This window comes from Legionella beliardensis (genome assembly GCF_900452395.1).
In the GTDB taxonomy this organism is placed as follows: domain Bacteria; phylum Pseudomonadota; class Gammaproteobacteria; order Legionellales; family Legionellaceae; genus Legionella_C; species Legionella_C beliardensis.
Genome location: NZ_UGNV01000001.1, coordinates 1,842,470 through 1,854,993 on the forward strand (window position 1 = coordinate 1,842,470; position 12,524 = coordinate 1,854,993).

Consider the following 12,524-nt stretch of genomic DNA (forward strand, 5'->3'; position numbering starts at 1 on the left):
CTAAGCCATGAGAGCAACAGCCGAAGACCAACGCTTGCAAGGTATTGCCCAGCTGATAGTGCATGAACAACTTTTAGATAAAGTAAAAGCACTAGAATATCAACATATTGCCCAAAGTAATGGGCAAAGTTTATTACAATATCTTGTTTCTAATCATATTCTTAATTCAGAAAGAATTGCATTTACTATTGCTCATAATTTTGGAGTTCCTTTAATTGATTTAGATAGTATTGATCTTGATACTATACCTATTTCACTGGTCAATGAAAAACTGATATCTCGGCATTGCATCATTCCACTTTATACGCACGGCAATCACTTATTTTTAGCAATAGACGACCCAAGTAAACAAGCAGCCTTAAAAGAAATACAGTTCCATACCGGTTTGCATACCAATGCTATCGTGGTAGAAACAGATAAGTTAGGCAAACTGATTGATAAATTCCTTCATGATAAAGAAAGTGCAGGGCTTGCTAGTTATGAAAATACCGATGATAGCTATGAAGGTATAGAAATTAATGCTGGCGATGAAGAGCAAGAAGTTGATGCGCTTAAGCAAGACGATGCGCCAATTGTTAAATTTGTAAATAAGCTAATCATTGAAGCAATCAAAAAAGGTGCATCAGACATTCATTTTGAACCATTTGAAAAAGAATATCGTATTCGTTATCGCCTGGATGGGGTATTGATGGAAGTTGCATCACCACCAGTAAATTTAGCGAGCCGCATTACCTCGCGTGTTAAGGTCATGTCAAGCTTAGATATATCTGAGCGCCGGGTTCCACAAGATGGTCGATTTAAAATGAGGTTATCAAAAACACGCGCTATTGATTTTAGGGTTAGCACCTGCCCTACAGTGGGCGGTGAGAAAGTCGTCATGCGTATTTTAGATCCTGGCTCAACTAAACTAGGCATAGAATCATTAGGCTTTAATCCTATTCAAAAGAAAAACTTCCTCAAAGCCATTGAAAAACCGCAAGGAATGATTCTCGTAACAGGTCCAACAGGTAGTGGGAAAACAGTTACCCAATATACAGCATTGAATATTCTTAATACCAAAGAAGTTAATATTTCAACTGCCGAAGATCCTGTAGAAATTAAACTGCAAGGTATTAATCAAGTAAATATTAATCCTAAAGCCGGTTTAACGTTTTCTGGTGCACTTCGCGCCTTTTTACGTCAAGATCCAGACATCATCATGGTGGGCGAAATAAGAGACTTAGAAACAGCAGAAATTGCGATTAAAGCGGCCCAAACTGGGCATTTAGTACTTTCTACCTTGCATACCAATAGTGCAACAGAAACATTAACACGCTTAATTAATATGGGTGTGCCTTCCTTTAATATTGCAAGCTCTGTCACGCTAATCATTGCCCAGCGTTTAGCAAGACGTTTATGTGAACAATGCAAGGCTGTACGTGATGATATCACCCCTAAAGGATTAATTGAGCTAGGCTTTAATGAAGAAGAGGCTCAAACCATTAAATTATATAAAGCAGCCGGTTGTCCTCACTGCTCAAATAATGGTTATAAAGGGCGAATTGGCTTATTTGAAGTCCTGCCTATGTCAAAGGCAATAGGAGAAGTTATTATGTCGGGCGGAAATTCCTTTGACATTTTACAACAAGCCCAATCTGAAAACTTTATGACTATTTATCAGTCAGGACTGGAAACAATAAAGGCTGGCGTTACAACACTTGAGGAGGTCAATCGAGTAACGGTTGAGTAAGCTATGGATAGAAGTAAGAATACGATTGTTACTTATCGATGGGAGGGAGTCAATCGCTCGGGAGAACGAGTGAATGGTATTATTGAATCAAACAGCATTGCAATAGCCAAAGCAGCCCTACGTAAACAAGGGATCATCACCAATAAAGTTATTAAAAAGCGCAAGCCCCTTTTTGATAAGAAAAATAAGAAAATTACCTCCGCTGACATTACGGCATTTACCCGTCAGTTAGCTACCATGCTAAATGCTGGTATTCCTTTAGTACAATCTTTCGATATTATTGCTCAAGGCCAAACAAACCAAAAGGTTAAAGCTCTCCTTGAAACCATTAAAAAGGATATTGAATCAGGCTTAACATTATCAGAAGCTTTGAGAAAACACCCAAAATTCTTCAATGAACTTTATTATAATTTAGTTGACGCTGGCGAAAAATCAGGCTCACTTGATGTGATGCTAGCTAAAATTGCTACTTATAAGGAAAAAATAGAAAAAATCAAAAAGAAAATTAAAAAGGCTTTAACTTATCCTATTGCGGTACTGATTGTAGCCTTTCTAGTAACAGCTGCTTTATTAATTTTTGTTGTACCACAATTTGAGTCCCTGTTTAAAGGTTTTGGTGCGGATCTGCCGGCTTTAACGCGGGGAGTTATTGATATGTCAGAATTTTTTCAATCCTATTGGTATATTATCTTTGGGATTCTAGGCATCGCGGTTTATGCTTTTATTCATGCTAAAAATCATTCTGCTAATTTTGCCCATACCATTGATCGTCTAATGCTTAAATTTCCTATTATTGGGCCTATTTTACAAAAAGCTGCCATTGCACGCTTTGCCCGTACCCTCTCTATTACTTTCGCTGCAGGATTACCTTTAGTCGATGCTTTAAAATCCGTAGCTGGGGCAACCGGTAATATTATTTATGCGCAAGCAACGGATAGAATACGCGAAGAAGTTTCAAGTGGTCAACGGATAAAACTAGCAATGGAAAATACCCGTTTATTCCCTAGTATGGTTGTTCAGATGGTTGCAATTGGTGAAGAATCGGGTGCTTTAGAGCAAATGCTCACTAAAGTTGCTGATTTTTATGAAGAAGAAGTTGATAATGCGGTTGATTCGTTAAGTAGTTTATTAGAGCCCATAATTATGTCAATATTAGGTATTTTAGTTGGCGGTTTAGTCGTTGCTATGTATCTACCTATCTTTAAACTAGGCTCCGTGGTTTAACTCATGTTAGACAGCGAATTAATCCTGCAAAATAGCGCAATCTTTTACTTTTTGATTGCTTTGTTTTCATTAGTTATTGGCAGCTTATTAAATGTCATTATTTATCGCTTGCCCTTGATGTTAATGGCTGAACAGCTAGCTGAATGCGCCTATTTACTAAATTTATCTACTACAGAAAATCGGAAAATCAACCTTTTCTTACCACGCTCATTTTGTCCTAATTGCAATAACACCGTTAAGGCAATTGATAATATTCCAGTCCTTAGTTATATTGCGCTGCGAGGTCGTTGCCGTTACTGTCAAGTGCCAATTTCATGGCGTTATCCAATGATTGAAGTCTTAAGTTGTTTATTAGGCCTTTATGCAAGCTGGCATTTTGGTTTTGGGATTGCTTTAATTTTCTCTTTAATCTTTATTTGGATAACACTTTGCTTAGTTTTCATTGACCTAGATCATCAATTGCTACCAGATAGCTTAACTTTACTTTTACTTTGGCTTGGTTTAATTGCTAATACCCAAGCCTTATTTACTGCCTTACCTAATGCTGTTTTAAGTGCCGCTGGCGCCTACTTTTTATTATGGCTATTCATAAAAATTTTCTACTTAATTACTGGCAAAATTGGCATGGGGCATGGTGATTTTAAATTATTTGCAGCCTTCGGCGCCTGGTTTGGATGGACTGTTTTACCTTTAATTCTACTTTTGTCTTCAATCACTGGCGCTATTGTTGGTTTAATTTATTTAAAATTAAAAAAGCAATCCAAAGATACGCCTATCCCCTTTGGGCCATTTCTTTGCATTGCTGGATTAGTTACCCTATTTTGGGGACAAAAAATTCTTACGCTTTATTTAAGTTATTGGAGTTAAGAAAAATTAACGTGCAGCTCACCCTTTTATCAAGATTCAGATACCCACCTGCTATATTATAAACTAATAGAAGGCTAGTAATTTACCGATGGGAATAACTAAGGATTAAGTTTGAGGTCTTTGGTAAACCTTCAAAGCACAAGGATGTGCTTTGAGAACGACAGGATGGCTTTATGCGTGTTTACCAAAGACCTCAAATTTAATCCTTAGTTGGCACTGATTTCAGTAATTTAAAAAGCCCTAGCTAAATTTAGCCCCTTTAATAACACAAAGTCTCGCTAAACAGATTAAATATTAACCTTTACCTCGATGCTTAGCTAGAGCGGAAAAAAACTCAGGCTTGTTAAGCCCCATAGATGCAAAAATTTGCGGTACTTTATCCCAGCTATTTTCTTTATCAATGCTTTCGACAATTAAATCAAATCCTTTCTTCTTATCTGATTCAACTCCCCAGCCATTAATATAACTAAGACCGCGTAACCTTTTTGCCTCAATATGCCCTAAATTATCTGCAGCAAGTAAATAAGCATGTGCTTCTTCATACAGTTGTTTTTTTTGACGCTCATTACTAACATTTGCAAATAACTCTTCTTGCTCAAGTTGATCCCGGAATTTTCCCTCTTCTAGTAACTTATTACCAAGCTTATACTGCGCCTCGGTAGAATCTAGGGAGGCCGCAGCACGTAAGCACTCTTCTTCCATTAATATTGCAAAGGGAAATTTTTTTCTATTTTTTACTGATTGATAAATTTTTGCTAAATTTATATACAGACCAATTTCTTTAGCAATCGCCTCATCTGAAGCAGGATTAAGCAAACGATTATGCTTCAGGGCTTTAAGCTTTTTCTTCATGGATCGGATAGTAAAACGTGTAAAAAAATTCATTAACAACTCCTATTGGTTTAGGGCGGTACTGAAAGTAACCAATGTATACTATAGACACCTGCAATAACCAGCCCAATAATTATCAATAATTGCAGCGTAACTAATAGGGTTTCTTTACTACTGTCTTTTACAGCTTTTGTTCTAAACTCTCTTTCAGGTGGCGTAAAACCATATAATTCATTTTCAATCGTATTTGACGTTAAATAAGCAATAAAGGTAGCGAGAATTGCTGGTATAAAAAAAATTAAAAACACAACAAGGCGAGCTCCTATATTAGTAAAATTATAGTTCTGTTTAAGACTTTCACTCCATAGGTAGATAAATGAAGGGACATCATAATTAAGATCCCAAATTAAATTAGGTAAAATATAAAGCGAAAAAGCTAACAATGTTAAGCCAATTATTAAGCTAGCTATGCTAATAATAAATAACATTTTGTTATGCTGATACCTATCATGTTCCATAAAGTTATAGCCTAGCTAAATTTAAAAAATCAATCAAAAACTGTATAACCTACCTCTGAGTCAACTAACTTAATTAGTTCATTTATTTGCTTTTTTGTAATCCTACTTAATGATAAAGGTGGCAAGTTATTTAAAGGAAAAAAACTGATATCCATTATTTCATGATCACTTTCAAATTTGCCGCCGAGAATTTCACACTGAAAAATGCACTTGTAAGTATAAGGCCAATGCGGGGGATGATCATGCCGCGCCGTATCCCACAAAGCGACTAGCTTAACAGCTCTACAAATGAGTCCTGTTTCTTCTTTCACCTCTTTTACTATACATTCTGAAGGTGATAAATTTACATCAGCCCAACCGCCTGGTAAAGCCCACTTACCATCTTGTCTTTCTTGCACTAATAATAATTCATCATCTTTGCGAATAAACGCCCTTACATCTATTTTAGGAGAGGCGTAACCCCTTTCTGCTAAGAATTTTACTTTTAATTCTAGCGCCTCTTCTGACTTTATATTAAACAATTTAGCAGATACGGCCATCAATTGCTTATACCGCTCCCTATCATACTGGTCTTTACAATACGCCAGTCCTATCTGCGCAATAGCCTGTATCTCATTGGCGATAGATAATAGATTTTTAGTATTCAAGACAGCTTCTTTCATAGTAAACTTCTATCATGTGAAATATTATTCAACATAGCAGAAGAACCATACCCAAGCAATGAACTTTTAAGCCTTAAATGGTTGAAAAAGCGTTATTTTCTAACTTCGTACTGCTATTATTTATCTTATTCTTAATTGAGAACCATTATGAAGCGCCATGTATTTATAATTTCTGACGGTACTGGTATTACTGCAGAAAATTTAGGACACAGTCTACTTACTCAATTTAATAATATTGAATTTGAAAAACACACCATTCCTTATATCGATACTTTACCAAAAGCTAAATCAGCTGTTGACCAGATTAATCAGTTATTTAAGCAAACAGGCGTAAAGCCATTAGTATTTATCACCTTAATTAATTCCGATATAGCTCATACTATTAACCAAGCCAATGCTTGTGTGCTAGATTTATTTAATACCTTCCTTGGCCCTCTTGAAAAAGAATTAGGTGAAAAGTCATCCTATACAGTAGGTAGAGCACATGGTGTTTCTCAATCCTATACCCACCGTATTATTGCGGTTGATTATGCTTTAGCTCATGATGATGGCGTAAAGATCAAAGGTTATGAACAAGCAGACATCATTTTAATAGGCGTCTCACGCTGTGGTAAAACACCAAGCTGCTTATATATGGCACTCCACTTTGGTATCTTTGCTGCTAATTACCCTTTTACTGAGGATGATTTAAGTTCCTTTAGGCTGCCAGAATTACTGCGGCCTTATAAAAACAAATTATTTGGCCTAACTATTGATCCAGAGCGTTTACAACAAATACGCACTGAGCGTCGGCCAAACAGTAGGTATGCGTCAGCTGAGCAATGCCGCTTAGAAGTTTCTGAGGTTGAAGCCATGTACCAACATGAAAATATTCCTTATTTAAATTCTACTCGTTTTTCTGTCGAGGAAATTGCTACTAAAATAATGAGTATTACACGCATACCACGTAAATTTTAAACCATTCATTCTAGTGAGAAATTATCCATTTCTCACTATCATTGCACTAATCAAGCTTGCCAAAGTGCCATAAAATCAACGACAGATAGACTACTTAATACATTGGTATCACTCATTGTCTCTGAAATTTGTTTAAATTGAGCTTCGTTAAAACGACTGCGTAGATTACGTTCAAATTTAGCTAATAAAACAGGCATGCCTTCTTGTCTTCGGCGCTGATGACCAATAGGGTATTCAACAGTAACTAGCTCTGATTCTTCACCATCTTTGAAAATGACTTTAAGGCTATTGGCAATGGAGCGCTTTTGGGGATCATGATAATCTTGTGAAAATTGCTTATTCTCAGTTACCTGCATTTTATCGCGTAACGCATCAATGCGTGGATCGGTCGCTGCCTCATCTTCGTAGTGCTCAGCTCTTAGATCCCCATGCAATAAACCTATAGCAACCATGTATTGAAGGCAGTGATCTCTATCGGCAGGATTATGGAGTTTTCCTTGTTTGCTGATAATTCTAATGGCTGATTCATGCGTTATTATTTCTATGCGAGCAATGTCATCTAATTTATCTTTGACTAAAGAATGCAATTTGACAGCGCATTCAACGGCTGTTTGTGCATGGAATTCAGCAGGATAAGATAATTTAAATAAAACATTTTCCATAACATAGCTGCTATAAGGCCTTTGGAATTGGAAGGAATTGTGCTTGAAAAGCACATCATAAAAACCCCAAGTAGGTGCCGTCAAAGCACTTGGGTAGCCCATCTCTTTTTGAGCGGCTATCAATGCCAACCTGACAGCGCGAGACGTTGCATCACCAGCTGCCCATGATTTACGTGAACCTGTATTTGGTGCATGCCTATAGGTTCGCAAACTCTGACCGTCAACAAATGCTTGTGATACGGCACTTAACATGGTGTCACGATCGCACCCTAAAAGCCAACTCGCGACAGCCGTACTTGCTATTTTCACGAGGATAACGTGATCAAGGCCTACTCGATTAAAGCTATTTTCCAACGCTAAACAGCCTTGGATCTCATGGGCTTTAATCATTGCTGTGAGTACGTCATGCATAGTAAGAGAACGTTTAGTGTTACGACTGACATAATCAGCAACAGCAAGGATAGCGCCTAGATTATCAGAGGGGTGTCCCCACTCTGCTGCCAGCCAAGTATCATTAAAATCAAGCCACCTTATCATCGTACCAATATTAAAAGCAGCTTGCACGGGATCAAGTTCATAGGATGTGCCTGGAACTCGAGCACCTTGAGGTAAATTAGCATGAGGCACAACTGGGCCTAGCAATTTAGTACATTCTGGAAAATTAAGTGCTAACATGCCACAACCTAAGGTATCCATAAGGCAAAAGCGCGCTGTTTCATAAGCAGTTACACTAGCAATATTGTAATTCAAGACATAATCAACAATATCCACTATAACGGTGTCATACTCAGGTTTAATGTTATCTTCAACATAAGCATTCATTTATTCTCTATCCTCAATAGCAACAAAAGGGCGTGGTGCAGGGCCAATGTATTCGGAGCTAGGCCTAATTAATCGGTTATCAGCACGTTGCTCAAACACATGCGCTGCCCAACCTGTGATACGAGACATAACAAAAATTGGTGTAAATAAAGGTGTTGGTATATCGCAATAGTGATAAGCAGAAGCGCTATAAAAATCTAAATTAGGAAATAGCTTCTTTTCACGCCGCATAACCGCTTCAACACGCTCTGAAATTTCAAATAATAAGGTATCATTCTTACTTTCGGCTAATTCTTTTGACCAGGCTTTAATAATATCAGAACGTGGATCGCAGTCTTTATAGACTCGGTGCCCAAAGCCCATGATTTTTGCTTTGTTGGCTAACATAAGCATTAGCTTTTCTTCAGCATCCTCTGGCGATTTAAACTGGGTTAATAATTCCATCGCTGCCTCATTTGCCCCACCATGTAAAGGGCCGCGCAAGGTGCCTATTGCTGACGTAATGGCAGAATAAAAATCAGCTAATGTCGCAGCCGTCACCCGGGCTGCAAATGTTGATGCATTAAATTCATGCTCAGCGTATAAGATTAAAGAAACATTCATCATCTTACGCTCAAGCTCGGTAGGCTCTCTCTCGTTTAACAAGAAAAGAAAGTGGCCACCAAGTGTTCTTTCCTCACTCAGCCCACTAATTTCTTTCCCATGGAAATGGTAAGCATACCAAAAGCACATGATGCCTGGAAATAAGGCTAATAGCCTATCGGCAATATCATACTGTTGGGAAAAATCATTTTCAGGCTCTAATGTGCCTAACATAGAGCAGGCAGTACGTAATACATCCATGGGATGCGCTTGCTTTGGAATCAATTTTAAAATATTTTTTAAGATACTTGGCAAGTGACGTAAGCCTATGAGTTTTTCTATATAAGTATTGAGCTCATGGCGAGTAGGTAGGCGACCATAATGTAATAAGTAAGCCACTTCTTCAAACGACGCTTTTTCAGCAAGATCATCAATAGAGTACCCCCGATAATTAAGGCCACTTCCCTCTTGTCCTACGGTAGCAATTGCTGACTGCCCAGCAATCACACCAGCCAATCCTGCTGTATTATTAACCATCTTGTTCCTCCATTAATTGATCCAATCGCTTTTCATAACTATGGTAACCTAATACCTCATATAACTCATTTCTTGTTTGCATAGCAGGTAGCATTTCTTTTTGTGTACCCGCACCTAAAATTGTCTTGTAAACATCTGAAGCAGCCTTAGACATGGCTCGAAAAGCACTTAATGGATAAAGAATTAATTGTATGCCTACATCAGCAAGCTCTTGCCTAGTAAATAGAGGCGTTTTACCAAATTCAGTGATATTTGCCAAAACAGGCACCTTAACTGATTGCGTAAATCGCTGATAATCGGCAAGAGATGTAATTGCTTCAGCAAAAATCATGTCTGCGCCAAGTTCAACATAATACTGGGCTCTTTCAATCGTAGCTGCTAAGCCTTCAATAGCATAAGCATCTGTCCGCGCCATAATGACAAATTCATCATCTAGTCTTGCATCAACTGCTGCCTTAATTCGATCTCCCATTTCATGTTTAGATACTACTTCTTTATTAGGTCTATGGCCACAGCGTTTAGCAAGAATTTGATCTTCAATATGAATGGCAGCAACGCCTGCACTTTCCATAAGCTTTATGGTTCGCGCGACATTAAACGCATGCCCCCAACCCGTATCAACATCAACTAATAAAGGGAGTGAGGTGACCTGATTAATGCGGCGCACATCTTCTAGCACATCGGTTAAATTGGTCATACCTAAGTCAGGTATACCATAAGAGGCATTAGCAACACCTGCACCAGAAAGGTAAATTGCTTGGCAACCAGCTTGTTCAGCAAGCATGGCACAATAGGCATTAATTACGCCTACAACCTGTAATGGTAGCTGATTTGCAACTAATTCACGAAAAATTCTTCCTTTTGAACTAATCATAACCTAGTTCCTTTTGAGCTTATGAATGGACTTTTTATCATGACCTTAAGCTGATAGCAACTTAAAATTATGCGTGTGTCGTGTTTTAAAATTCCTCGCTGAAGGCGAGGAATTAGATTAGTAGAACGAACTAAAAATTAGATAAACAATAATTATTTACTGGGTGAAATTTCTTTCCACCAACTGGTCTTTGTTTCAGTAGCCCATTGTTGCTCACGCATGCGAGATACAAAGGCTTCTGTTTTTTCAGGGGTAGAGGCCTCACCATTAAGCTTAATACACCAATCCCAATCGCCCATAGTAGACCACATTTTCTCTACACCTTCCCACTTTGCCATCGCATTAATTTCAGACCAAGGCTTATTTGTTTTCATAAAAATAACACTGTTCCATGCGTTCATTGTTTATCCTTATAAAAATTAATAAAAGGCCGAAGTTACCTTCAGCTTTATTCATCATAGTGCAATTTCTTCTAACCTGCTACGTACTCAAAGCGTTTAACTACCTGGTTCGAAATATTTATTCCCTATTTGCTTGTCTTTAAGGCCTTTTCAAGCAGTTGAAGGGTATGGATGTGTATAGCGTGTTTGGAAAAGGTCTTAAAGACAAAGCAAACACGCTTCCGTGAAACATAAAAACCTCAAAGTGGGGTTTTAAACTTAAAATTTTACTATTGAATAAAAAAATAAACTTACCCACAATATTAATCTGGTTAAACTTGGTGTTTGGACAGTAAGTCTTATGCAAATGAAATTAAATAAACTTTTTTTAATTGTGGTAATTTTAATAATACCTATAAAAAATGGGCTTGCTCAAATAGAAGTGGCAAAAATTTGGAATACCTTGACTATTAACATTAACAGTAATAACTATCGATTTTATTTAGAGCCACAATTGCGTGTACAAGATGCGCCTAACCCACTTGATCAGTTTTTAAATAATATAGGTGTAGGTTATCGGGTTTTACCTTCTTTGACTGTCTGGGTTGGTACAACATCACTTATTATCGGTTCCTTAACAGCAAATGTGCCTGATAGGACTGAATTTAGAACTTGGCAACAAAGCGTTCTAGCAGGCAAAGTAAACCAATATAACCTGCAATTAAGAAGCAGGCTTGAAGAACGTAGACGCGATAATTTTTCAGCATTAAATTATCGATTTCGTAATCGCTTAACGATAAATAGGCCCTTTTATAAGTCTTTAAATTGGGTTTGGTATGATGAGTTTTTTATAAATTTAAATAGGCCTATTTGGATTACCAGTAATACCATCGAGCAAAATCGTTTTCTTATTGGCATTAATCAGAAAGCTTCTAAGACATTCACCGTTGGCGTGGGTTACCTAAATCAATATATTTTTACTAAACCACGAATCATAGGCCATGTCGCTTCCCTTTTTGCGCAAATAGAAATTGATGGTTAGTCACTTTAGGTAAATTAAATAAATAACTTTCCTTTTAAATACCATCGGCAGTGGCCGGAAATAGAAACGCGTCGGTCTTTTACTTCACAAAATACTTCACCTTTTCTGTAAGAACCTTGAATACCATGTAAACTTATTTTATTTAGACGCGCAGACCAATAAGGCGCTAAAACACAATGTGCTGAACCTGTTACCGGATCCTCAGCAATATTATGTTTTGGATAAAAGCAACGTGAGTAAAAATCAGCCTCACTACTGATGCTAGATAATATTAATCCGCGCTTGGCCAAACTGGTTAATGCCGTTAAGTTCACTGTCGAACGGCTAACCTGCTCTTCATCAGCAAGAATGGCTAAATAATCTAACTCACTTTCGTAAACTTCAATTAGGGGCTTATCAACGATTGTCTTAATTACATCGGGTATATTACATGCTTGATAGCTTAGGCGCGGAAAATCTAATGTGTAGAGGTTATCTTTTTTACTTACACTAATCGAGCCGCTTTGACTAGAAAATTCAATAATCTCATTGGCATTACCCAATTCAAATAAAACAAACCCCGCAGCTAGTGTTGCATGACCACACAAACTTACCTCACCTCTTGGCGTAAACCAACGAATAGAAAGGCCCTTCTCGTCTTCAATAATAAAAGCCGTCTCGGAAAGATTATTTTCAAAGGCAATCGCTTGCATCAATTCATCATTAAGCCATTCATCTAAAAGACAAACTGCAGCTGGATTTCCATGGAATATCTTATCAGTAAAAGCATCTATTTGAAAAATCTCAATGTCCATGGAGTACCCTCATTAAACTTTAAGTAAAGTGTGGCGGAAGATT

Annotated in this window: 13 protein-coding genes; 5 read left to right on the forward strand and 8 right to left on the reverse strand. The window is 37.6% G+C overall.

All coding sequences use genetic code 11. From position 1 onward, the window contains the following. Positions 1–7: 7 nt before the first annotated feature. The 3 genes from pilB to DYE47_RS08140 are packed head-to-tail and all read left to right on the forward strand — an operon-like array spanning position 8 to position 3,820. On the forward strand, positions 8–1,729 hold the full coding sequence (gene pilB / locus DYE47_RS08130) for a type IV-A pilus assembly ATPase PilB (RefSeq protein WP_115302796.1): 1,722 nt from the start codon (positions 8–10) through the stop codon (positions 1,727–1,729). Between the two features lie 3 nt (positions 1,730–1,732). Next, positions 1,733–2,953, forward strand: a complete 1,221-nt coding sequence (locus DYE47_RS08135; protein WP_115302797.1) for a type II secretion system F family protein — start codon at positions 1,733–1,735, stop codon at positions 2,951–2,953. Between the two features lie 3 nt (positions 2,954–2,956). Further along, on the forward strand, positions 2,957–3,820 hold the full coding sequence (locus tag DYE47_RS08140; protein WP_115302798.1) for a prepilin peptidase: 864 nt from the start codon (positions 2,957–2,959) through the stop codon (positions 3,818–3,820). Between the two features lie 294 nt (positions 3,821–4,114). Here DYE47_RS08140 and DYE47_RS08145 read toward each other — a convergent pair whose 3' ends face one another. From DYE47_RS08145 to DYE47_RS08155, 3 genes are read right to left on the reverse strand one after another with little or no spacing between them, the layout of a single operon-like run. Then, positions 4,115–4,705, reverse strand: coding sequence for an SEL1-like repeat protein (locus tag DYE47_RS08145; protein ID WP_115302799.1), 591 nt, complete (start codon positions 4,703–4,705; stop codon positions 4,115–4,117). A 17-nt stretch (positions 4,706–4,722) separates the two neighbouring features. After that, positions 4,723–5,169 (reverse strand): hypothetical protein, encoded by a 447-nt coding sequence (locus tag DYE47_RS08150; RefSeq protein ID WP_115302800.1) that lies wholly within the window; start codon positions 5,167–5,169, stop codon positions 4,723–4,725. Between the two features lie 29 nt (positions 5,170–5,198). Next, complete coding sequence (locus DYE47_RS08155; RefSeq protein WP_115302801.1) at positions 5,199–5,831, reverse strand: NUDIX hydrolase; 633 nt, start codon at positions 5,829–5,831, stop codon at positions 5,199–5,201. Positions 5,832–5,978: 147 nt separating this feature from the next. On the opposite strand from DYE47_RS08155, the gene ppsR reads away from it, so the two are divergent. Further along, entirely contained in the window at positions 5,979–6,788 is an 810-nt protein-coding gene (gene ppsR, locus DYE47_RS08160) for a posphoenolpyruvate synthetase regulatory kinase/phosphorylase PpsR (protein ID WP_115302802.1), read from the forward strand. Positions 6,789–6,838: 50 nt separating this feature from the next. Here the strand turns inward: ppsR and DYE47_RS08165 are convergent, their stop codons facing one another. From DYE47_RS08165 to DYE47_RS08180, 4 genes are all read right to left on the reverse strand, one after another. After that, positions 6,839–8,272: a bifunctional 2-methylcitrate dehydratase/aconitate hydratase gene (locus tag DYE47_RS08165; RefSeq protein WP_115302803.1), complete on the reverse strand. Its 1,434-nt coding sequence runs from the start codon at positions 8,270–8,272 to the stop codon at positions 6,839–6,841. Further along, positions 8,273–9,391: a bifunctional 2-methylcitrate synthase/citrate synthase gene (prpC, locus tag DYE47_RS08170; protein WP_115302804.1), complete on the reverse strand. Its 1,119-nt coding sequence runs from the start codon at positions 9,389–9,391 to the stop codon at positions 8,273–8,275. It abuts the gene before it with no gap. Then, complete coding sequence (gene prpB / locus DYE47_RS08175) at positions 9,384–10,265, reverse strand: methylisocitrate lyase (protein ID WP_115302805.1); 882 nt, start codon at positions 10,263–10,265, stop codon at positions 9,384–9,386. Before prpB ends, prpC begins: the two co-directional genes overlap by 8 nt. Positions 10,266–10,417: 152 nt before the next feature. Continuing rightward, on the reverse strand, positions 10,418–10,666 hold the full coding sequence (locus tag DYE47_RS08180; protein WP_115302806.1) for a hypothetical protein: 249 nt from the start codon (positions 10,664–10,666) through the stop codon (positions 10,418–10,420). A gap of 340 nt (positions 10,667–11,006) precedes the next feature. On the opposite strand from DYE47_RS08180, the gene DYE47_RS08185 reads away from it, so the two are divergent. Continuing rightward, positions 11,007–11,687 (forward strand): DUF2490 domain-containing protein, encoded by a 681-nt coding sequence (locus tag DYE47_RS08185; RefSeq protein ID WP_115302807.1) that lies wholly within the window; start codon positions 11,007–11,009, stop codon positions 11,685–11,687. Between the two features lie 14 nt (positions 11,688–11,701). Here DYE47_RS08185 and DYE47_RS08190 read toward each other — a convergent pair whose 3' ends face one another. Continuing rightward, on the reverse strand, positions 11,702–12,481 hold the full coding sequence (locus DYE47_RS08190; RefSeq protein WP_115302808.1) for a PhzF family phenazine biosynthesis protein: 780 nt from the start codon (positions 12,479–12,481) through the stop codon (positions 11,702–11,704). Positions 12,482–12,524 lie beyond the last annotated feature (43 nt).